Annotated in this window: 22 protein-coding genes; 2 read left to right on the top strand and 20 right to left on the bottom strand. The window is 35.4% G+C overall.

What is annotated here, in order from left to right; genetic code table 11:
- Positions 1-39: 39 nt before the first annotated feature.
- The 11 genes from KH286_RS01515 to KH286_RS01465 form a co-directional block, all read right to left on the bottom strand.
- Complete coding sequence (locus KH286_RS01515; protein ID WP_004695779.1) at positions 40-555, bottom strand: cob(I)yrinic acid a,c-diamide adenosyltransferase; 516 nt, start codon at positions 553-555, stop codon at positions 40-42.
- A gap of 64 nt (positions 556-619) precedes the next feature.
- Positions 620-1,027 carry a nucleoside-diphosphate kinase gene (gene ndk, locus KH286_RS01510; RefSeq protein WP_004695778.1) on the bottom strand — a complete coding sequence of 136 codons (408 nt, stop codon included), beginning with the start codon at positions 1,025-1,027 and terminating at the stop codon, positions 620-622.
- A 22-nt stretch (positions 1,028-1,049) separates the two neighbouring features.
- Positions 1,050-1,925 (bottom strand): zinc metalloprotease HtpX, encoded by an 876-nt coding sequence (gene htpX, locus KH286_RS01505; protein WP_278617540.1) that lies wholly within the window; start codon positions 1,923-1,925, stop codon positions 1,050-1,052.
- Between the two features lie 55 nt (positions 1,926-1,980).
- Entirely contained in the window at positions 1,981-2,895 is a 915-nt protein-coding gene (thrB, locus tag KH286_RS01500) for a homoserine kinase (protein ID WP_278617539.1), read from the bottom strand.
- Positions 2,896-2,897: 2 nt separating this feature from the next.
- A complete protein-coding gene (locus KH286_RS01495; RefSeq protein WP_004695772.1) occupies positions 2,898-4,187 on the bottom strand; it encodes a homoserine dehydrogenase in 1,290 nt (429 codons plus the stop codon).
- A 24-nt stretch (positions 4,188-4,211) separates the two neighbouring features.
- A complete protein-coding gene (locus tag KH286_RS01490; protein ID WP_004695770.1) occupies positions 4,212-4,661 on the bottom strand; it encodes an ACT domain-containing protein in 450 nt (149 codons plus the stop codon).
- Positions 4,662-4,674: 13 nt separating this feature from the next.
- A complete protein-coding gene (locus KH286_RS01485) occupies positions 4,675-5,667 on the bottom strand; it encodes a lysylphosphatidylglycerol synthase transmembrane domain-containing protein (RefSeq protein ID WP_004695768.1) in 993 nt (330 codons plus the stop codon).
- The gene (locus KH286_RS01480; RefSeq protein ID WP_004695765.1) at positions 5,664-6,518 is read right to left on the bottom strand and encodes a ChbG/HpnK family deacetylase; all 855 of its coding nucleotides are present in this window, start codon (positions 6,516-6,518) and stop codon (positions 5,664-5,666) included. The genes KH286_RS01485 and KH286_RS01480 overlap by 4 nt, the downstream gene beginning before the upstream one ends.
- 159 nt (positions 6,519-6,677) lie before the next feature.
- Positions 6,678-7,472 (bottom strand): TrmH family RNA methyltransferase, encoded by a 795-nt coding sequence (locus KH286_RS01475; protein ID WP_278617538.1) that lies wholly within the window; start codon positions 7,470-7,472, stop codon positions 6,678-6,680.
- A 1-nt stretch (position 7,473) separates the two neighbouring features.
- The gene (locus KH286_RS01470) at positions 7,474-9,219 is read right to left on the bottom strand and encodes an ABC transporter ATP-binding protein (RefSeq protein ID WP_278617537.1); all 1,746 of its coding nucleotides are present in this window, start codon (positions 9,217-9,219) and stop codon (positions 7,474-7,476) included.
- Positions 9,206-10,933, bottom strand: coding sequence for an ABC transporter ATP-binding protein (locus KH286_RS01465; protein WP_278617536.1), 1,728 nt, complete (start codon positions 10,931-10,933; stop codon positions 9,206-9,208). Before KH286_RS01465 ends, KH286_RS01470 begins: the two co-directional genes overlap by 14 nt.
- Before the next feature lie 411 nt (positions 10,934-11,344).
- Here KH286_RS01465 and tpx point away from each other — a divergent pair, with 411 nt between their 5' ends.
- A complete protein-coding gene (tpx, locus tag KH286_RS01460; RefSeq protein ID WP_004695758.1) occupies positions 11,345-11,860 on the top strand; it encodes a thiol peroxidase in 516 nt (171 codons plus the stop codon).
- A 107-nt stretch (positions 11,861-11,967) separates the two neighbouring features.
- Positions 11,968-12,363 carry a phosphate-starvation-inducible protein PsiE gene (locus KH286_RS01455; protein ID WP_004695756.1) on the top strand — a complete coding sequence of 132 codons (396 nt, stop codon included), beginning with the start codon at positions 11,968-11,970 and terminating at the stop codon, positions 12,361-12,363.
- 105 nt (positions 12,364-12,468) lie between these two features.
- Here the strand turns inward: KH286_RS01455 and KH286_RS01450 are convergent, their stop codons facing one another.
- The 9 genes from KH286_RS01450 to dnaK form a co-directional block, all read right to left on the bottom strand.
- Positions 12,469-14,373, bottom strand: coding sequence for a glutamine synthetase (locus tag KH286_RS01450; protein ID WP_278617535.1), 1,905 nt, complete (start codon positions 14,371-14,373; stop codon positions 12,469-12,471).
- A 236-nt stretch (positions 14,374-14,609) separates the two neighbouring features.
- Positions 14,610-15,053 (bottom strand): GatB/YqeY domain-containing protein, encoded by a 444-nt coding sequence (locus tag KH286_RS01445; RefSeq protein ID WP_004695753.1) that lies wholly within the window; start codon positions 15,051-15,053, stop codon positions 14,610-14,612.
- A gap of 82 nt (positions 15,054-15,135) precedes the next feature.
- Positions 15,136-15,315, bottom strand: coding sequence for a 30S ribosomal protein S21 (gene rpsU / locus KH286_RS01440; RefSeq protein WP_004695751.1), 180 nt, complete (start codon positions 15,313-15,315; stop codon positions 15,136-15,138).
- A gap of 157 nt (positions 15,316-15,472) precedes the next feature.
- Entirely contained in the window at positions 15,473-15,817 is a 345-nt protein-coding gene (locus tag KH286_RS01435) for a histidine triad nucleotide-binding protein (protein ID WP_195394787.1), read from the bottom strand.
- Positions 15,818-15,828: 11 nt separating this feature from the next.
- Positions 15,829-17,124, bottom strand: a complete 1,296-nt coding sequence (gene mtaB, locus KH286_RS01430) for a tRNA (N(6)-L-threonylcarbamoyladenosine(37)-C(2))-methylthiotransferase MtaB (protein WP_195394786.1) — start codon at positions 17,122-17,124, stop codon at positions 15,829-15,831.
- 24 nt (positions 17,125-17,148) lie between these two features.
- A complete protein-coding gene (locus tag KH286_RS01425) occupies positions 17,149-17,880 on the bottom strand; it encodes an RsmE family RNA methyltransferase (protein ID WP_024061686.1) in 732 nt (243 codons plus the stop codon).
- Positions 17,877-18,740, bottom strand: a complete 864-nt coding sequence (locus tag KH286_RS01420; protein ID WP_278617534.1) for a 50S ribosomal protein L11 methyltransferase — start codon at positions 18,738-18,740, stop codon at positions 17,877-17,879. Before KH286_RS01420 ends, KH286_RS01425 begins: the two co-directional genes overlap by 4 nt.
- A gap of 55 nt (positions 18,741-18,795) precedes the next feature.
- A complete protein-coding gene (gene dnaJ / locus KH286_RS01415) occupies positions 18,796-19,953 on the bottom strand; it encodes a molecular chaperone DnaJ (RefSeq protein WP_278617533.1) in 1,158 nt (385 codons plus the stop codon).
- Between the two features lie 16 nt (positions 19,954-19,969).
- Positions 19,970-21,811, bottom strand: a complete 1,842-nt coding sequence (dnaK, locus tag KH286_RS01410; protein ID WP_101928259.1) for a molecular chaperone DnaK — start codon at positions 21,809-21,811, stop codon at positions 19,970-19,972.
- Positions 21,812-21,828: the final 17 nt, after the last annotated feature.

The following is a 21,828-nucleotide window of genomic DNA, read 5'->3' as shown; positions in this document are numbered from 1 at the left end:
ACGAGCAAAAAGCTATGTAAAATACATAGCTTTTTTTGTTTATTCAGCTCCAAGTTCTTCCTCTACACGACACAAGATAAAGCAAAGGTCGGATAGACGATTTAAGTATTTTAAATTAGATTCGTGAACACTTTCACCAGCGTCTAATACTCGCCATAAAGCGCGTTCCGCACGTCGAGTAATCGTTCTAGCTACATGTAAATAAGCAGAAGATTGTTTTTCACCGGGAATGACAAAACTAGATAAAGGTTCTAACTTTGCATCAAAGCGATCAATAACTTTTTCTAAATGCTTTACATATTGCTCAGTAATTACCGGAGCAGTATTTAAACTTGCAATATCAGCCATTAATGTCCATAAGTTTCGCTCAATATCGTATAATTCAGCAGCAACACGTGGATTTTCAGCATAAGCGCGAGCCAATCCTAAAAAAGCTTGTAATTCATCGATTGTACCATAAGCTTCTACGCGTAAAGATGATTTCTGTACACGTTCTCCCGTGTATAAACCAGTTGTACCAGCATCACCTGTTTTTGTATAAACACTACTTGCCATATGATTACCTCCTATAGATATACATGGATGTAGAAATAAAAGCTAAATGATCCCAACCTTGAGATTATTTGTATTCAGGGAACCAAAGATGAATTTCACGAGCAGCAGCTTCTGGAGAATCAGAAGCATGTACTACGTTAGCATCCATTGTTAGGGCATAGTCACCACGAATACTACCAGGGGCAGCATCTACAGGATTTGTTGCTCCGTTTAAAGCACGTACGGATACAATTGCGTTCTCACCAGCTAACACAAAAGCAAGAACTGGGCCTGATGTAATAAAATCAACTAATTCACCAAAGAATGGCTTTTCCTTATGTTCTGCATAGTGTTCTTCCGCTAATTCACGAGGTACTTGTAAGAGTTTTAATGCTTTAATAACAAGGCCTTTACGTTCATAACGGCTAAGGATTTCACCACTTAATTGACGTTTAACTGCATCTGGTTTAATTAAAACTAATGTTTCTTGCATGATACCCTCCAGTAGATACTAATTATAATATTACCTTTTCTTTATACTTTGGATTCATAGCTTGTTTCTTTAACTTTTGAATACGTTCTTCCGTGCGAGGATGTGTACTAAAAAGATTGCTCAAGCTTTCACCAATTCCCATCATAGGGTTAATAATAAACATATGGGCTGTAGCATTACTTGCATTAGGCAATGCACCATGTTTAGAGTAGTAGTCAATTTTTGCAAGTGCAGAAGCCAGTGCTAATGGGTTGTGACACATATCTCCGCCTCCCTCATCAGCTAAAAACTCACGAGTACGGGAAATACTCATCTGAATAAGACCAGCTGCGATAGGTGCAATAATGATCGTACCAAGAAGCGCCAAAGGGTTAGTGCCTTCTCGATCATCGGAGCGCCCAAATATGGCAGTGAATTGAAGTATATTGGCTATCATAGAAATAGCACCAGCCATCATAGCTGCAATTGTACTAATCAATGTATCTCGATTCTTAACATGTGTTAATTCATGTGCAAGCACACCTTCTAATTCTTCATCAGTTAATAGACGTTGGATGCCTTCTGTAACAGCAACTGCTGCATGACTAGGATTTCTACCTGTTGCAAATGCATTCGGTACTTCACTGGGAATGATATAAACCTTTGGCATTGGTAAATTACCATTTTTAGTCAATTTCTCTACCATTGCATATAGTTTTGGATTAGACTGTACAGTAACAGGTTGAGCATTGTATTGGGCTAAAACGATTTTATCGCTGTACCAATAAGACATAAAATTCATACCCATGGATATGACAAACATCATAATCATACCGCTTCTGCCGCCAATCATATCACCAATAACCACTAAAATGGCCGTTAGCGTAGCTAACAAAAGTGTTGTTTTTATATTGTTCATAGTTTCCTCCAATTATTGTTATGGACTATGCCTAACACTATAATTATACCATAAACTATATAATTAACGCTCCAGTTGTATCAGCTTCTAAGCAATATATTTTATTTTCAATCTCATTTGCTGTGAATACAGCCCCCATAGCCTTTGCTACCTCTTGTACATGAGCTTTATCAACATATGCAATTAGAGTAGAACCCGATCCACTGATAGTTGCACCGTAAGCTCCAGCAACTTTTGCGGCTTCAAAAACTTCATCACAATGAGGAATCAATGTCTTACGATAAGGTACATGCAAGTTGTCATCTAAGGCAACAGATAAATTACTTAATTGATGCGTAATTAAGCTTGTTACAAATAATGAAGCATGACTTACATTTTGTACAGCTTCTTTGAATGGAATATGATTTGGTAGCACAGAACGAGCATACTCAGTAGATACCATGACTTCTGGTACTACAACAGCAAAATGTAGCTCCGGAGGAATAGAAATGACCGTGTTTAGTACCTTATTTTTTAAACCTGTAGCACAACATAAATTTCCGTAAATAGCTGGCGCTACATTATCTGGATGACCTTCCATACGATTTGCTATAACCAGTAACTCTTCTTTTGAAAGTGGATGCTTTACTAATGCGTTCGCCAGTAAAAGTCCCCCTACTATAGCCGTACTACTACTACCTAGTCCACGAGAGGGAGGAATCAAGGTTTCAGAAGTTATATGACCATATCGAATTGGTTCTTGAGCAGTAGCAAAAACTTGATCCATAGCGAAACCAATTAGATTCTTTTTATGATCTTCAGCGCGTAAAATATCTGCACCAAAACCTTCAAAAGTATATGTATATTCTGTAGCATTTTCATCTGGTGTAAAGCTGAATATATTATAAAGATTTAGTGCTAATCCTAAGCAATCAAAACCTGGGCCACAGTTTGCACTAGTGGCAGGTACTTGTACACGAACAGTATTCATAATTAAGCTTCCATAATACGAATAACACTATTAACAGCCTTAACGGAGCGCAAGCTATTAAAAGAGTCTATAAGATTTAAAATATAAGATCTTGGGCATTTAGATGTAACAATGGCAAGAACTGCAGTTTCTGGATCCATATTTCGTTGAACGATGGATAAAACAGAAATTTTTTGTTCTGCTAATTTTGCAGAGATTTTTGCTAGAACACCTGTTTTATTATCCACTGCTAAACGCAAGTAGTAGCTAGATTGGATTTTACCTGGAGAATAAATATCTTTTTGATCATAATAGAACGGTTTCAAGCGCCCTGTTTCATTATAAGAGACATTCTTTGCCACTTCCATTATGTCAGATACTACAGAACTACCTGTCGGTAAGCTACCTGCACCACGACCATATAGCATGACATCATCGATACCATTGCCCTTAACATAAATTGCATTGTAGGATCCTCGAACAGATGCTAATGGATGTGTCGTAGGAATAAATGCAGGATATACATTTAAAGATAATCCTTGAGCAGTTTCTTTAGCAATACCTAATAATTTAATATTGTAACCAAACTCTTTCCCAAATTTTATATCTTCAGTATCAATACAAGTAATACCTTCTACAGTTACATCTTCAAAGAAAATACGACGGTTAAAGCTAATAGATGCAAGGATTGCCAATTTACGAGCTGCATCAAGGCCTTCTACATCAGCTGTAGGATCTGCCTCTGCATATCCTAAATCTTGTGCTTCTTTTAATACATCTTGGTAGCTTAAACCTTCTTCAGACATTTTAGTCAAAATAAAGTTTGTAGTACCATTCATAATACCAATGATTTCAGTAATACGATTACCGGCTAACGATTCATATAATGTGCGGATTATAGGAATACCACCTAGAACAGATGCTTCAAAACGTAGATCTACCCCATTTTTACTCGCTAAGTCTAATAAGTATGGACCAGCTTCTGCTAATAAGTCTTTATTGGCAGTTACCACATTCTTCTTAGCTTTTAAAGCTCCTTCTACGCAATCCTTAGCAAAGCTTGTACCACCCATCAATTCCACTACCATTTGGATGGAATCGTCTTTTAACACTTCATCAATATCAGTTACATATTTAGCTGTTTCTGGTAATGTAATATGACTATATTTTTCTGGATTTCGTACATAAATTTTTGAAATTTCAACATTGACACCTGTACGATTTTTAATTAATTCAGCATTGTCTTGCAATAAGTTAAAAGTACCTTGTGCAACAGTACCAAAACCTAATAAAGCAATTTTTATAGTGGTCATAATCGTCCTACTCTCTTAATTAGCCTATGCTTGGCCTAAAATTTCTACCTTGATAATACCCTTCATAGAGCGAATATCTAGCAATAAATCTTCTAATGAACCTTGTAAATCCTTGGTTTCAAAAGAAATGCTACTATTCGCAATGCCTTGTAATGGAATATCTTGATTAATCGTTAAAATACTACCGTTACGTTCAGCAATGGCTTTCAAAACGCTTGATAACATACCAGATTCATTTGACATAGAAACATAAATACTAACAATTTTCCCTTGAGCAATTTCAAAAAATGGAAAAACATAATCCTTGTATTTATAATACGCAGATCGACTTAAATCCATTTTTTCAACTGCTTCGTTAATTGTTTTAACCTCACCTAGTTTTAGAATTTCTTTTACTTTTATCGTCTTTTTTATAGCCTCTGGTAAAATATCTTCTTGAACCAGATAAAATTTATCTTTTTTTGGTTTAGACATAGAGCACACTCCCTTATTGTTCTCTTGAAGTTTCTTGGGCAACGAATTGTCGTCCATATAATGTTAATACTGCATACATACCGATGAAGAATGGCATATATTCAGCCACAACACGCCATCCTACAGCGATGATGCCCACTGTTCCATTAGGTACAAAGGCACTAAATAATACTACAAATAGACCTTCTGCAATGCCTGTTCCCCCTGGGGTTGGTGCAAAATACAAAATAAGATTTAATAAAATCATGCGATCTAAAATATCGATAATAGGAATATCTGGTGTGAAAGCATACATTAAAGCGGGTGCAATACAATATAAGCATAATAAACTCAAACCAGATTCAATAAAAACTATTAAAGATTGGACAGGTTGTTTATAAAGTAAACCAAGACCTTGATTTAATGTTTCTAATTTAGAAAGCCAATCTTTAGTGTTATGTGCTTTAAATCGTTGTGCTAGATTATAGACAAATTGACGCATATATTTAGTCTGTAATATATAAGTTCCCACTAAGGCCGCTATAACAGCAAGCACGGCAAAAATCAAAAGCATATCACGAGAGATATATGGAATTTCAATAGCATCTCGTAAGAATACTAATGGCAGCATAATGACCAAAAACATAATGGAAAATACGGTACGTATTAATACAATCGGTGTACCTTTAGATATAGGTACGCCATAACTTCTCAACACCAGTACTTGCGCGACAGCACCCCCGCTAGCTCCAGGTGTCAACATAGCCATAAAATAATTACTAAAAATAACTCGTAGCACTGCTCGTATCGATAACTTGTAACCACCAATTTTTACGAGCCTTTGAAGTCGTAATCCATCAAAATACATACCTGCTACTAAAGCAACTACAGCTAATAATAAGGAAATACTATTAAAAGATGATATGGCTTTCAATGCATCTAAATCAATAGTATAGTAAATGATACCAATTGATACAGCCAACAACAAGAGAAACATAAAGATGCCTCTCTTCATCATTTTACTCATACCAAGTCTCCATAATTAATGAGCTCTATATCATGTTGACTTATATATAATCGCGTATGACTGGAACAGAGTGCTTGCAACTCATCTTCCCAATGATAACCCCAATTATAAAGCTTACTAAGAATACTACTATTACTACCTGGGTGAACCATCAATTCATGGGTACCAGAATGTTTATTTACCGCTTTTAGGATACCCATTAGAGATTTCTGATTTATATGGCCTCCATTTACCATGCCCCAAAAATATTGGGTTGTAGTCATACAATTATTTCGTATGATTGGTCGCGCATTAGCCGCAACCGTTGATAAACCAACTTTACCAAGAAATCGAATTGGGGAATACATATAATTCATAAAACCAGTAGACTCATCGGGTATACGTATAGCATGTATACCAAAGGATTTTGCCTGTTCAATCACAATTGGCAATACCGTTGGTAGAACATGCATATGTTGATGTCCATCAATATGAGTTACCCTTAAGCCGGTATCCATTATTTGAGCTATTTGTCCATGAATCTCTTTACGTAATTCACTATAATTGATTTTGCCAGAGTAAATACGTTTAATAAATTCTACATAGTTCTCTGGAAATACACCTTCTGGTGTGAGAAGTGATGAAACTTCTGATGGATCACATACTGGTTTCACCCCACCTACCAAGGTAATATGAATACCAATGCCCAACTTAGGGTTTTGTTTTGCCATACTTACGGCTTCTGTAAAAGCTTCTCCTCCTGCCATTAAAGAGGTACTGGTAATAATACCCCTACGATGACCATCAATAATACCAGCATTAACTGCACTATGAAGGCCAAAATCGTCTGCATTTACAATTAATTTGGACATAGTTATCTTCCTTTTCATGAAAAAAAGGGAGAACTTTGTTCTCCCACAAAGGATATATGTTATTGTACCAAATACACAACTAAAAAATCAATACAAAAGCCCTCTACTTGTATACTAGTAGAGGACTTTTTATAAGGTCATAAATTTTTATCATATATACTAAGGCATCAATTGTTCTTGTACTTTATACATACATAATGCAGCAGCTACGCTTACATTTAAGGATTCCATATCACCATACATAGGAATCATAATACGATTTGTACATAGATTCATAACCTCTGGTGTTACGCCATTCCCTTCGTTTCCTAATACTAGCATAGTTCGCTTAGCATAACGTACAGTATGATAAGGATTGGAATGTTCTAAAGCAGTTACATAGGTAGTCATATTAGACTCAGTTACCATATCATGTAACAGAGATAAGGTAATATCCTCATATAAAGGTATTTTATGTAAGGCGCTCATAGTACTGCGCACTGTCTTGTCATTAAAAGGGTCCACAGTTCCTTTCATCAAAAATATACCTTTTACACCTGATGCAACTGCTGTACGAATTATGGTACCTAGATTGCCAGGATCTTGAACTCCATCTAATGTAATATATAAGCCATCATCAATGTGAATGCTTTCCATATCGTATTTTGGTTTTGATACAATAGCAACTACACCTTGTCCATTTACGGTATTATCCACCTTATCAAATATTGGATCTTGTGCAATAAATTTAGGTACAAATTGAACAGTATCTAAGTCTAATAAATCTAATACATGTTTATCTTGCGCTTTAGATTCACGTATAACAATTGTTTTCACTGCCCCCATAGCTGCAATATCTCGAATAGATCGAATACCTTCAACAATGTACTCTCCATATTTTTGGCGATTTTTACGCTGCCCTAATGAGATAATTCGCTTAATAGTCTTATTATCTTTAGATTGGATACATTCCATACTAACTCCCACTGTGTTGATTATTCCAGAGATTATAAAAGGTCCCTTTTAAGTTGATAAGTTCATCAAAAGATCCTATTTCTATTATTTTACCATATTCCATATACACTATTTTATTGGCATCTTTTACTGTTGAAAGGCGATGAGCAATACTTACAATTGTTTTACTACCTCGAATATTTTCAATACTTGCTTGAATTTGCTTCTCCGTATGACTATCAATGTTAGCCGTTGCTTCATCTAACAATAGAATAGGTGTTTTTTTAATCAAGGTACGGCCAAAAGCCAATAATTGTTTTTGCCCATCAGATAATAAGGAGCCTAAATAACCAACCGGTGTGTCATACCCTTCCGGAAGGTGTTCAATCATAGAATCCAAATTAACTTGTTTTGCTGCATTGACCATATCCTCATTAGAAATTGATGTATCAAAAAGTGTTAAATTATCTCTAATGGAACCCTTAAATAGATAAGCTTGCTGAAAAACATATCCCATTAAATGACGAAGCACAGAACTATCATATTGGGCAATATTTATACCGTTAATATAGATAGCCCCTCTTGTTGGTTTATAGATTCCCATCAACAATGATAAAAGTGTTGATTTACCACTACCAGAAGGACCTACAATACCGATGAATTCTCCAGCTTTAATAGTGAATGTAAAGTCCTCTAGCGCATAAACGTCGTTATTTTCATAGGAAAACCATACATGCTCGAATTCAATAGTCTCTATATGTATAAATTCATCAGGAACTTCATTAGCCATCTGACGCTCTTCTTCCTCTAATAAGGGAACTAATCTTTCAGCACCAGCTAATGCGCTTTGTAGGGAGTTATATTTATCTGCAATTTCCTTTAATGGTTGGAAGAATCGGTCCATATATTGTATAAAGGCAAATACTGTACCAGCATCAGCTACGGAGTCTATTAAATTCGTAGTTGTAAAAATAACAATTAACGCAACAAAGAATAGACCATCTACGAGCGGTCTAAAAATAGAAAATGTGGTAACCTCAAAAAGACCTGCTTCTAAGAAACCTTTATTAACAGTATTATAACGTTCCTCAATTGCTCTTTCGCCACCATAGGATTTTACGATTACAATATAATTTAACAGTTCCTTGATGCTTGCATTAGAAGCAGCTACAGAACGTCTTACCTGACGGAATGCTTTGCGAGAAAACTTTTGAAACACCCAAATAATTCCACCCATTATAGGTAGTAAAATTGTCATGATTATTGCTAAAGGTACATTAATGGCATACATAAATCCTAATATACCAATAATCATTAAACCGCTACTTGCCAAATTCAGAATTACATCTGTATATAATGTACGTAATGACTCTACATCATTAGTAATGCGAGTTACCCAATTCCCAATTGGCAACTTATAAAATTCATCATGTGGTTTATTAAGAATCTTTTGGAATATAATACTACGAATATTATAGATAATTTTTTGACCAAAACTTTTTAAAAAGTAATTCTCTACAAAGATAAACAATACACTACCAATTATAGTAAAGCCATACATTAAAGCATAGTATTCAATAACAGCGATATCATTAGTGGCAAATCCAAGATCGATAACTTGCTTAGTTAAATATGGGCGTAAAAGTAATAGTACTAAATTTCCTGCGAGCGCAACAGTTGCTAAAAATAGAATACCTAAATAAGGCTTAATGTAGCCAGTTATATAGGAGAATAGAGCCCAGTCATTTCTTAGATCACGCTTCTTCATGATGGCCCCCTCCATTCTGCGCTTCATATAAGGTACGGTATAAACCATCGTTACCTAATAATTCCTCATGAGTACCTTCTTCTACGATACGCCCCTCATCAAATACTAGTATTTTATCTGCTTTCTCTACAACCTCTAATCGTTGTGAAATACATAGAATCGTCTGATCTTTTACATTATGTAATGAATTTAATATGGTTGTAACTGTTACTGCATCTAAAGCGGAAAAACAATCATCTAGCAATACATATGGCGCATTTTTATAAAAGCCGCGAGCCATATTGATTCGCTGCTTCTGCCCACCCGATAAATCATGACCTTCTTCAGCAAGCTCATGTAAATCATCGTTTAACAAATCGCCTAAATCTCTATATAAATCTGCCTTTTGTGCTGCCACTTCTACAGTTTCGTGCATAGGTAAATTTTTGCCAAATTTAATATTATCTGCAATGGTCGTACTTAAAAGGTAAGATTGTGTTGGCACATAAGCAATTGAGTTTCTAAGCTTTGATAAAGAAACAGTAGCTAAATCTTGACTGCCAAAATAAATAGATTTTTCCGGACACTCTTGTAATCCAATAAGCAATTTAAACAATGTACTTTTGCCAGAACCGGGTTTACCAACTAAACCAATAAAAGAACCTTTTGGTATTGTCGTTGTCAACTGAGATAATGCATGCCCTTTAGAGTTTTCATAAGTAAAATCTAAATATCGAATATGAATATCCTCAAGCGGCAATACTTCATCGGTATCATCTATTGTTTCTGTAGGCAAATGTAAGAAATCCATAATACGATCTAAAGAAGCAAGACCTTTTTGTACAATCGAGATAAGGCCACCAAACCCTATTAAAGGTCCCACAATTAACATTATGAATGAATTAATAGTAACAAATTCGCCTATAGTCATTTTGCCTTCTACAGCTAAATGTCCACAAATAAAAATACTAATACTGATACAAATAAAGGGTGCAATTCTTGTCAACGGTGTTAATATTGCATCTAGTAGTGCAACATCCATATTCTTCTTATAATTAAGTTTATTTATTTTTTCAAAAGAATTAGAGATAATGCTTTCACGATTAAAAGCGCGAATAACATCCATCCCTTGAAATAACTCTTGTCCAAATTCTGTTAAATCGCTATAAGTAGCTTGTGCACTACGTTGTTTAATACGTAGCTTTCTGCCTAGTACAAATATAGCCACAATAATTAAGAATACAGGTGTCATAATTTTAAAAGCTAATACAGTATTAATCTTTTGAATTAAAATTATGGAGCCCACAATGGAATAGAAAATAATATCCACTATAATCATTACACCTAGACCAAGGGCAACACGTAGCGATGTTACATCGTTAGTCATGAGCGCCATAACCTTACCAGGTCCATTAGCCTCATAGTACGTTGTTTTTACTTGTAATGCTTTACTACACAAAATCTCACGAAAAAGATACTCCATACGACGAATAGAGCCTAATAGGGTTCTGCGTGAGATAACTTTTAAAATAGTGATAATAATAAATAATAAAATGAAATAAAAAATATAAGTGACTAACCCTTCCTTATTATTGCTCAACGTATCTATAGCATTACCAATAAATTGAGGAACAAATAAAAAAGCCACGTCAATTGCCATCAACATAGTTAAGCCAATGGCATAGATCCAGCCTTCACGCCGGAAAAACTGCATAAATAAATCTATTGGTTTCATAGGTCCTCTCTAACATATCCTATTAAGTCTAATCAAAATCATTGCCTATATAATTACTAGTATCATTATATTGTAAATGAATTTAAATCAATACTGTAAAAGCTAAATCAACAAATTTTATGACGTTAACTTTTCTCTTTATAGTATACACATTTTTTATGATACATTAATACACCTATACGTATAACAGTTAGATTAAATATTTTATTACAGTAGTAGTTCTATTTCATCAATATTAATATTAGTTAAATGGCCTCTTTAAATTTTTACAGTAATCAATCGTAACGATCTTTTTAATTAATACTATATCGAATTTTTTAGTTTACTTATGGTAATGTAAATGTTATACTATGCATATAAAGAAATTATATTTTACATAATTAGAATTAAAACTCTTAGGAGGAATACAACATGGAAAAACGTACTGGCGTAGTAACATTTGCAGGTGGCCCTATCACATTAGTTGGCCCAGAAATTAAAGTAGGTCAACAAGCTCCAGACTTCACTGTATTGAGCAATGACTTGCAAGCTAAAACTTTAAAAGACTTCGAAGGTAAAGTAAAAGTTATCTCCGTTGTTCCTTCCCTTGATACAGGTGTTTGTGATGCTCAAACTCGTTGGTTCAACCAAGATGCAACAGCACTTTCCGAAGATGTAGTCGTATTGACAATTTCTATGGACTTACCATTCGCTCAAAAACGTTGGTGTGGTGCTGCAGGCGTAGATAAAGTTGTTACTTTGTCTGACCACAAAGATGCTTCCTTCGGTGAAAACTATGGTTTCTTGATTGAAGAGCTTCGTCTTTTAACTCGTGGCGTTGTAGTAATCAACAAAGATAACAAAGTAACTTATGTTGAATATGTACCTGAAGTAACTCAAGCAGTTAACTTCGATGCTGCATTAGAAGCTATTAAAGCTGATATCTAATCTTAAGATTTTTGCTAATAGCTTAATATAAAGGTAAAAAGACCGTACGGTGTACGGTCTTTTTTATGTAGTATAGTATTTAGATTTTTATTGTAGGTGAATTATATATGTGGATTCGTATTTCTAAACTATTATTAACGATAAAAAATATAGCCCTTGTAGGCGTTGGTATTGCACTTTGTATTGCACTTATTAATACATTGATTAGTCTTGTCTATGTTACGTGGGCGAATATTCAAGGTTATAGTACATACTCTTTATTGATTGAAGAACTAATTACCTTCTTTCTATACTTTGAGTTTATTGCACTCATCGTCAAATACTTTAAAAATAACTTCCACTTTCCACTTAACTTCTTTTTATACATTGGTATAACTGCAATTGTAAGACTTCTAATTATCAATCATGAATCATCATTTGATAATTTAATTTGGTCTGTTGCAATTTTTGTACTTGTATGTAGCTTAGTATTAGTAGAAAAATTTATTGGACATAACGAATAAAATTTGAATCGTTATGTTTGAATATATCTAATTTATTTAGATATATTTAAATGAAAAATGGCCTCTACCGTAGTAGAGGCCATTTTTATTAATAAATTGATTTTATTAGAAGATATTTTTAGCGTAGTTAGCGTACTTAGCTTCTAATTCTTCCATTTTATCATTCATTTCAATTTGTAATTGGGATGCTAGATTATATTCACCATCATTAAGTGCATCAATTAAACGAGTGAATAAGGATTTACGATCGTCACTATCTTTAGCAAGGTAGAAACGTAAGTCATTAACTTCTGCAAAGCGTTTATCATCTACACTATTTCGGCTATCAGTATGAATTGCAACCATGCTACGAACTGTATCCAAATTATTTGGAATTAAGCGATTAGCCAATACTAGTTTCCAACGTTTAAGAATGGAGGCAATAAAGGAGTCCATTAAATCTTTAGCAAATGCATTGCCTTGAGCCAATGTTTCTACTAATTCAGGATTATTTTGGTAACCCTTTATGTTTTCCCATACAGTAGCTGGAGCAACACCAAACATTTGATTACGTTCTTCTTGTGTGAAATCATCAAACACATCTTTTTCAGTACGGTATGCACGATTTGTAGCAAGATAATCAGATGTTTCACCTACTTCTTTGGAAAGCTCTGCTTCCAATTGAGCTTGTGTTTTACCAGATGTAATGGCATATTTCATACCATCAAATGCAGAAATAAAGATCAATGCTAAAGCAGTATATGTATTGGTGTAAGGATTTGGAGAACGCAATTCATAACGTGTCGCCATAGGATTATCGATATCTCGAATTAAACCGCAAAGGATTGTACGGTTACGGCTAGGTTCAGATGGATCAGTACCTAAAGATGTAACAATACATACTGGCGCTTCAAACCCAGGTTTTAAACGGTTTAAAGAATCTGTTGTAGAGCTGATGAATGGATTAATGGCTTCATAGTGTTTTAAAAGTCCCATAATTGCACCAATGCCTAAAGAGCTAGCAGATTCTTTACGCATATCTTCTGGGCTAAATAAGTTAACAACTTTACCAGATTTTAATTTAGCCATAACACCAAAATGAGTATGTTCACCAGAACCAGCTACACCAATTATTGGTTTTGCATTAAATGTTACATCAAGACCATTTTCACGGAATACTTCACGAACAATGATACGAGCTTGTAATTCATTATCTGCTGTTTGTAATGGATTATTTGAGAATTTCCAGTCGATTTCTAATTGTTCTAATACAACTGCTTCATGACCATCTTCATCAAGTTTAGCTTTAACACCACCTACTTCTTTATGACCCATTTCAGCAACCATACCATATCTATCAAGGCGTTCAACAGCTTGTTCTAAAGCAGTGCGAACTGTACCATGAGTACGTTGCCAGTATTGTTCTTGTAATTTTTGAGATACGGATAATTCTTTTTTTGTAACTGTTCTAGATGGAGTTTTTACCCAGAATTCTAGTTCTGTTGCTGATGTGAAAATGATATCTACAACTTCATCAGCTTTCACATGCGGCATACCGGGTAAGCCATGTTCTTTAATCAAAGCCAATAATTCAGCACGAACATAGTCGCAGCTGCGTTTCAAAATAGAACGAGAATCTACATAGCGATAGTTATGCATCAAGAATGCAGGAATACGAAGTGTACCAGTTGGTAAGCCTGTAACAGGATCAATATTTTCGTAGTTGTAATCAACAAACCAGTTTACACTTGGATCGCCCCACATATCTACACGAGCATTATTTAATGTAGCAATATTTGTAAGTACTACAGAGGAACCATCTGTTTGAACAGCACGACCTTCAAAGAAAGATTCGTAGTCATCGAAGAATGCTGACATAGGAATCTTTTCATCAGTATCATTACCTGCTAAGTCAATCCCTACAAGAGATACGAACTTGATTTCAGGATGTTGTTCTAATAATGCAAGAACGCCTTCTTTCCCATATTGACCCGCTGGAATGTAATATAATAATTCGTTAGTTGTCGACATATTTGTTCCTCCTAAAAGAAAAAGACTCCAACAAATAAATATATAAATCTATATATCTAAAGTGGAGTCTTCGTTGACCAATTATTTTATTGAGTTCATATTATCATATGTTGAAAATATATGTCAATAACTTTCTATAGAATTTCATTATTCTCTTAAAGTTACATCTAACACACTCAATACTATCAACTCTAATCAATAACTGTATATAGAATGGTCGTTGATATCACTATATATTATCCAAGTAATTCTTTAACAATATTATTGACAACCTTACCATCTGCACGCCCTTTTGTTTTTGGCATTACATGTTTCATAACATTGCCCATATTTACGTTATCACCACATGCAGCAATGGCTTCTTGTACAATTGTACGAATTTCATCTTCTTTCAATTGCTCTGGTAAGTATTTTTGCAATACAGCCATTTCTTCTTTTACATGACTAATTAAGTCCTCACGTCCCGCTTTTTCAAATTCTGTTAAGGAATCTTGACGAGTTTTCATTTCTTTAGCTAAAATGCCAAGAATGCCAGCATCATCTAACTCAATTTTGTCATTGATTTCTGTATTTTTTATGGCACTATTGACCATACGAATTACAGATAACGCTGTTTTACCTTCTTCACGAGCTTTCATAGCTGCTTTCATATCTTCCTTTAATTGATCTTTTAAACTCATACTTCCTCCTTATGTATATAATAAAGAAACCCTAATTCTGGATTTCATAAAGCCATGAAAAGGCAGAATTAGGGTAATCATCTTATGCTCTGAATTTGCGTTTTCTTGCTGCTTCAGATTTTTTCTTTCTTTTTACGCTTGGTTTTTCATAGTGTTCGCGTTTTCTTACTTCAGACAAAACACCCGCTTTTTGGCAGGAGCGTTTGAATCGACGAAGAGCACTTTCAAGCGTTTCGTTTTTACCGACTTTGATTTCAGACATCTATATCCCTCCCTCCAAAAATAATCTCGGGAAGTGCTGATAATTTACATACGCACATATAATATTATATGTATAGGTATAGATGTTGTCAATATTTTCAAGTATATTTTATAGGTTTTTTAATGAGTATTATAAAAAGAATGCATAATACTCAAAATTAGGCTTCTGGCCAGCCCATTTCTTCTCCACCTAAAAGGTGTGCATGCATATGGAATACAGTTTGGCCTGCTTTTTCACCAGTATTAAAAATTAAACGATATCCATCTTTAGAGATACCAAGCTCTTTTGCTACATCACGAACAAATGGCAGTAACCCTTCAACATAATCTGCATTCTTTTCATTAAGATGTGCAATATTAGACACGTGATTTTTAGGTACGATTAATACATGAACTTTTTTTACAGGTTGAATATCATGAAAAGCATAGAATTTATCATTTTCTAACACTTTTTTAGACGGAATTTCACCATTGATAATTTTGCAAAAAATGCAGTCACTCATAATCTAACTCCTTACTCAATAATTAAATAATTATCTTCTAAACCTACAACAGTTCCACCAACGAGATCACCAATTTTACGTGTCCCATCAGACTTAACTTTACCATTTATATATTCATTTGTTAAGCCCGTGTAGTATCCATTCTCTTCCTTTTCGATGAGAATCTCACCAGGCTTACCAATGCGAGATTTTGCGTATCGTTCATAACCAGATTGGCTAAGGCCATTTAAAAGTGCTACACGAGTCTTCTTAACAGCTTCTGGTACTTGATCCGCCATGGTGGCTGCAGGTGTACCCTCACGAATGGAGTATGGGAAGGCATGAATGTGCGTAAATCCAATTTCACGTACTGTATTCAATGTTTCTTCGAAGTCTTCATCAGTTTCTTGAGGGAAACCAGCAATAATATCAGTTGTAATTGATAAATCTTTAATACGAGAACGTAAACTTGTAATTAAATCTTTATATTCTTGTAATGTATAATGGCGTTTCATCAACTTTAATACATGGTCAGAACCTGCTTGTAATGGTAAATGTAAATGAGGACAAACACGTTTATTCGTAGCCATTAATTCTACTAACTCATCAGAAACCTCTACGGATTCAATGGACCCGAAACGAATGCGGTATAAATTAGGAATCTCTAATAAAGCTTTTACCACATCAGCTAATGTTGGACGACCTGGTAATTCGACACCGTAATTACCCAAATGTATACCAGTTAATACGATTTCATGGAATCCATGATCTACTAAACGTTTTGCCTCTTGTACAATATCATCAACTTTACGAGATTTTAATTTTCCTCGAGTATAAGGAATGATACAAAAGGCGCAATAGTTATTACAACCTTCTTGAATTTTCATGAACGCACGAGCTTTATCAGATTCATTACCATATAACGGCATTTCCTCGAAGTTAGATTCCTTCATGATATCTCGAACAGCATTAATTTGTCGTTCTGTAGATTCTAATTGCTCTACTAATTCAACAATTTTAGAACGATTATTGGTACCAATAACGAGATTAACACCATCTATAGCGGCAATCGCATCTGGATCAAGCTGAGCATAACAACCAGTTACAATAACATAGGCATCTTCATTTTGACGTTTCGCCTTGCGGATTAATTGACGGGATTTCTTTTCCCCCATATTCGTTACAGAACAGGTATTAATTACATATATATCAGCTTTTTCATCGAAGTCTACCGCTTCGTAATTATTTTGTAAAAATAAACCTTTCATGGCATCTGTATCATATTGGTTTACGCGACACCCTAAGGTTGTAAAAGCAACGGTTTTCATTGCACCTCTCTATTCGTATTTTATTTATAATTCTAATTCATATTGAATCATCGCTAACGATCCAATAGCAGCAGTTTCAGCCCGTAAAATTGTATTTCCTAGCGATACTGATTTTCCACCATATTTTATAATAGCATTGATTTCCTTCTCTTGATAGCCCCCTTCAGGACCTATACAAATTAAAACATCAGTTACAGACTTATCGGAATGTAAAGTTTTAAGTACATCTTTGATAGTCTGACCTGCTTCATTTTCATAGGCTACCAATTTCAACGCATCAGATTCAATGTCTAATGCTTGTAAAAGCGTCTCTCCTACTACGAGTGTAGGCAAGTGATTTCGTCCACATTGTTGAGCTGCTTCTAGCATTATTTTTTCCCAACGATTTACTTTTGATTGAAGCTTTTTTTCATCATATTTAGCTACGCAGTTAACTGTCGGCACAAGATAAATTGTATCCACATTTAACTCCGTCGCCTTTTGTAGGACCCACTCTAGTTTTTCACCTTTTAATAAGGATTGAACCAGGATAGTACGATACGATGCTACATTTCCTTCTACATATTCAATCAGTTTTGCTTGCGCTTTACCGTCTACTTCTGCTGTAATTTGAAATATACCACAACGATTGTCGCTGCCGGTTACAGTTATAGGCTTCTCCATATTATGGCGAAATACATGTAGTACATGATGGGTCACATCTTTTGGTAATTCTATTATTTCATCTAATGGTGTAGGAATAAAAATCTTTTTCATCGTTTTTCTAGCGCAAACGTATGCCAAGGCCCTTCAACGCGCTCCTCAATAATATGCCAATGAGCCTCAATATATGGCATGATTTCATCATAACGATCATCAATAATGCCACTAATAATCAAAATGCCCCTATCATCCAGTTTCTTACCAATTTGAGGTAATAGTATTTTAAGGGGATCCACTGTTAGATTAGCTAAAATTAATTGGGCAGTACCATTGAAATCACTATCCAAATTACCACAAATGATTTCAGCAGATACATGATTATTCTCACAGTTAATTCTAGCTTGATTTGCAGCATACTCTTCTATATCTATACCAACTAAATTTTTAATACCTAAATGGGCTGCTACTAATAAAAGAATACCTGTGCCAGTACCAATATCCAAACAAGTAACTGTATCAAGATCCATAGATTTACTATAGGATTTTAATAACTCTGCACAAGTCCGTGTTGTCTCATGAGCCCCGGTACCAAAGGAAATATCTGAATCGATTTCAATAATAATTTTATTATCTACATTATTGTATTCCTGCCATGCTGGTTTAATGACTAAGTTAGGTAAAATTTCTGTAGGTTCAATATACTGTTGCCAAGAGTTTAACCAAGTTGACTCATCAAGAATATGTGTATCTATCGATATAATTCCAATATTTGCTTCTGTAAGACGTTTTTTCAAATCAGACTTAATCATATCGGCATCTAGTGATGGATCACTGTACATAGACAATTTTATTAAATTAGGCTGATTTTCAACATCTTCTTCTATAATTCCATTGTCTGCATAATCGTCAAAAAGAGTAGTCACCTCATCGGTGGCTACTCTTTCACAGACAACGGATATTTCTATCCATTGCATATATGCTCCTTTATAGGGAATGTGATGGAACAAACCATTCCTTCACATGAGCTGTTCATTTCGTTAAACAGTCCTTGATTTTTTCAAAGAGACTTTTGCTCACTTGTAAGTTATTTACATCTTCATTACTTTCATTTGCAAAGCGTAACAATAGCTCACGTTGAGTGTCTGTCAACTTCTTAGGCGTTTGGACGGTTACCACAATGTGTTGATCACCCCTTTGGTTAGGGTTACGCAAATATGGAATACCTTTGCCCTTTACGCGGAATGCCGTTCCCGTTTGAGTACCTTCCGGAATCTTTAACTCTACTTTACCATCTAAAGTGTTAACTTGTATAGTCGCACCAAGAGCAGTTTGAGCAAAGCTAATATTTACACGGCTAATAACGTCATTACCATTTCGTTCAAATTCCTTGTGAGGACGAACAAAGATATATACATAGAGATCCCCTTTAGGACCGCCTAAAATACCAGGTTCCCCTTCATTAGCTACACGTAAACGAGATCCGCTATCTACACCAGCTGGAATCTTAATGGAAATCTTCCGTTTAGCCAACATTTCACCAGTACCACGGCATTTAGAGCAAGGTTTTTCAATGCTTTTACCCGTACCATGACAGCGGGAACAAGTGCGAACGGACTGCATACGTCCAAATGGAGTATTTTGAATAACCGCTTCTTGACCAGAACCATGACAGTTTGGACAAGTATCGACACGAGAGCCTGGTTCACCACCAGTACCATGACAGTGATCACATTCTTCATGACGATGCACTTCAATTTCCATAGATTTACCAAAGGCTGCATCTTCAAAGGAAATATCAATATCTTCACGCAAGTCATTACCTTTTTGAGGGCCTTGTTGTTGGCGTCCACCACCAAACATGCCACCAAAAATGTCGCCAAAGATATCACCAAAGCCTCCAGCTTGACCACCAAAACCGCCAAAGCCACCTTGGAAACCACCGGCACCAGCGCCGCCTCCTTGTTTGAAGGCGTCGTGGCCGAATTGGTCATATTGAGCTTTTTTAGTTTCATCAGACAATACTTCGTAAGCTTCGTTAGCTTCTTTAAACTTTGCTTCCGCTTCCTTTGGATTATCTTTATTTACATCTGGGTGGTATTGGCGTGCCTTTTTACGGAAGGCTTTTTTGATTTCATCTTGAGAGGCATTTTTACTAACCCCTAGGATGTCATAATAATCTCGTGCCATTCGTTACCAACCCTTCTTATTTCTTGTCATCATCCACTACTGTGTAATCAGCATCAACAACATTGTCATCAGCTTTTGTTTGTTGTTGACCTTGTTCAGCACCGCCAGCTGCTTGTTGAGCTTGTTGAGCTGCTGCATACATTTGTTCTGCTAATTTATGTAATGGTTGTTCCAAAGCTTCACTATCTTTTTTGATATCTTCGATATTGCCAGCTTCGATAGATTTTTTCAATTTATCTTTCGCTTCTTCTACTTCTTTCATCAAAGCAGCGTCGCCTTTACCTTCAAGGTCTTTCAATGCTTTCTCAGCTTGATATACTAGGGAGTCCGCATTATTTTTAATATCTAATTCTTCTTTTCTAGCTTTATCTTCCGCTGCATGAGCTTCAGCTTCTTTAACCATGCGATCAATTTCTTCTTCTTTCAAGCCGCTAGAAGAAGTAATAGTAATCTTTTGTTCCTTTTGAGTACCTAAATCTTTAGCTTTTACATGTACGATACCATTAGCATCGATGTCAAATGTTACTTCGATTTGAGGAACCCCACGAGGAGCAGCTGGGATACCATCCAAGTTGAAACGACCCAATGTTTTATTATCTGCTGCGAACTCACGTTCACCTTGCAATACATGAATATCTACAGATGGTTGATTATCTGCTGCAGTGGAGAATACTTGAGATTTAGATGTAGGAATTGTAGTATTACGATCAATAATACGTGTGAATACACCGCCCATTGTTTCGATACCAAGAGACAATGGAGTTACGTCAAGTAACAATACGTCTTTTACTTCACCTACTAATACGCCACCTTGAATAGCAGCACCGATAGCTACACATTCATCAGGGTTAACGTTTTTTGTTGGTTCCTTACCCAATACTTTTTTAATAGCTTCTTGTACAGCTGGGATACGACTAGAACCACCAACTAACAATACTTTATCGATATCGGATGCAGATAAACCAGCATCACTCATAGCTTTACGAGTAGGTTCTATAGTAGCTTGTACCAAATCAGCAGTTAATTCTTCAAATTTAGCACGAGTCAATGTTACATCCAAATGTTTAGGACCAGTAGCATCAGCTGTGATAAATGGCAAGTTGATATTTGTGCTAGCTACGCCAGACAATTCAATTTTTGCTTTTTCAGCAGCTTCTTTTAAACGTTGATCAGCTAATTTATCATTGGATAAATCGATACCAGTTTCTTTTTTGAACTCTTCAATAAGGTAGTTCATAATGCGTTGGTCGAAGTCATCCCCACCAAGGTGGTTATTACCAGATGTTGCTAATACTTCAAATACACCGTCACCAAGTTCAAGGATAGATACGTCGAATGTACCACCACCAAGGTCAAATACAAGAACTTTACCATCTTCATCTTTATCTACACCATATGCAAGAGCAGCTGCTGTAGGTTCGTTGATGATACGAAGTACTTCAAGACCTGCAATGGCACCTGCGTCTTTTGTAGCTTGACGTTGAGCATCTGTAAAGTATGCAGGAACTGTAATAACAGCTTGTTTTACAGGTTCGCCCAAGTAAGCTTCTGCATCAGCTTTGATTTTTTGAAGAATCATTGCAGAAATTTCTTGAGGAGTATAAGATTTACCTTCTACAGTTACTTTGTAGTCTGTACCCATGTGACGTTTAATAGAAATGATTGTATTTTCTGGGTTAGATACAGCTTGACGTTTAGCCAATTGACCAACTAAACGTTCTCCATTTTTTGCAAACCCAACAACGGAAGGAGTTGTACGTGCACCTTCTTGATTTGTAATAACCGTAGGTTCGCCGCCTTCCATAACAGCAACACAAGAGTTTGTTGTCCCTAAATCAATACCAATTACCTTTGCCATAATATATACCTCCTAAA

The organism is Veillonella parvula (assembly GCF_018378075.1).
Classification (GTDB): Bacteria; Bacillota; Negativicutes; order Veillonellales; family Veillonellaceae; genus Veillonella; species Veillonella parvula_K.
Note: the sequence above shows the minus strand (reverse complement) of the source record. Positions and strands in the feature narration are given on the sequence as shown.

Excerpts from the sequence above, each read along its gene's own strand:
- thrB (WP_278617539.1), bottom strand. The coding sequence starts at position 2,895 with ATGAATACTGTTCGTGTACAAGTACCTGCCACTAGTGCAAACTGTGGC.
- KH286_RS01490 (WP_004695770.1), bottom strand. The coding sequence starts at position 4,661 with ATGTCTAAACCAAAAAAAGATAAATTTTATCTGGTTCAAGAAGATATT.
- rpsU (WP_004695751.1), bottom strand. The coding sequence starts at position 15,315 with ATGTCTGAAATCAAAGTCGGTAAAAACGAAACGCTTGAAAGTGCTCTT.
- ndk (WP_004695778.1), bottom strand. The coding sequence starts at position 1,027 with ATGCAAGAAACATTAGTTTTAATTAAACCAGATGCAGTTAAACGTCAA.
- KH286_RS01470 (WP_278617537.1), bottom strand. The coding sequence starts at position 9,219 with ATGAAGAAGCGTGATCTAAGAAATGACTGGGCTCTATTCTCCTATATA.
- KH286_RS01480 (WP_004695765.1), bottom strand. The coding sequence starts at position 6,518 with ATGTCCAAATTAATTGTAAATGCAGACGATTTTGGCCTTCATAGTGCA.
- tpx (WP_004695758.1), top strand. The coding sequence starts at position 11,345 with ATGGAAAAACGTACTGGCGTAGTAACATTTGCAGGTGGCCCTATCACA.
- htpX (WP_278617540.1), bottom strand. The coding sequence starts at position 1,925 with ATGAACAATATAAAAACAACACTTTTGTTAGCTACGCTAACGGCCATT.
- KH286_RS01435 (WP_195394787.1), bottom strand. The coding sequence starts at position 15,817 with ATGAGTGACTGCATTTTTTGCAAAATTATCAATGGTGAAATTCCGTCT.
- KH286_RS01455 (WP_004695756.1), top strand. The coding sequence starts at position 11,968 with ATGTGGATTCGTATTTCTAAACTATTATTAACGATAAAAAATATAGCC.
- KH286_RS01450 (WP_278617535.1), bottom strand. The coding sequence starts at position 14,373 with ATGTCGACAACTAACGAATTATTATATTACATTCCAGCGGGTCAATAT.
- KH286_RS01420 (WP_278617534.1), bottom strand. The coding sequence starts at position 18,740 with ATGCAATGGATAGAAATATCCGTTGTCTGTGAAAGAGTAGCCACCGAT.
- KH286_RS01515 (WP_004695779.1), bottom strand. The coding sequence starts at position 555 with ATGGCAAGTAGTGTTTATACAAAAACAGGTGATGCTGGTACAACTGGT.
- KH286_RS01485 (WP_004695768.1), bottom strand. The coding sequence starts at position 5,667 with ATGAGTAAAATGATGAAGAGAGGCATCTTTATGTTTCTCTTGTTGTTG.
- KH286_RS01495 (WP_004695772.1), bottom strand. The coding sequence starts at position 4,187 with ATGACCACTATAAAAATTGCTTTATTAGGTTTTGGTACTGTTGCACAA.
- KH286_RS01475 (WP_278617538.1), bottom strand. The coding sequence starts at position 7,472 with ATGGAATGTATCCAATCTAAAGATAATAAGACTATTAAGCGAATTATC.
- dnaJ (WP_278617533.1), bottom strand. The coding sequence starts at position 19,953 with ATGGCACGAGATTATTATGACATCCTAGGGGTTAGTAAAAATGCCTCT.
- dnaK (WP_101928259.1), bottom strand. The coding sequence starts at position 21,811 with ATGGCAAAGGTAATTGGTATTGATTTAGGGACAACAAACTCTTGTGTT.
- KH286_RS01425 (WP_024061686.1), bottom strand. The coding sequence starts at position 17,880 with ATGAAAAAGATTTTTATTCCTACACCATTAGATGAAATAATAGAATTA.
- KH286_RS01465 (WP_278617536.1), bottom strand. The coding sequence starts at position 10,933 with ATGAAACCAATAGATTTATTTATGCAGTTTTTCCGGCGTGAAGGCTGG.
- mtaB (WP_195394786.1), bottom strand. The coding sequence starts at position 17,124 with ATGAAAACCGTTGCTTTTACAACCTTAGGGTGTCGCGTAAACCAATAT.
- KH286_RS01445 (WP_004695753.1), bottom strand. The coding sequence starts at position 15,053 with ATGAGTTTAAAAGATCAATTAAAGGAAGATATGAAAGCAGCTATGAAA.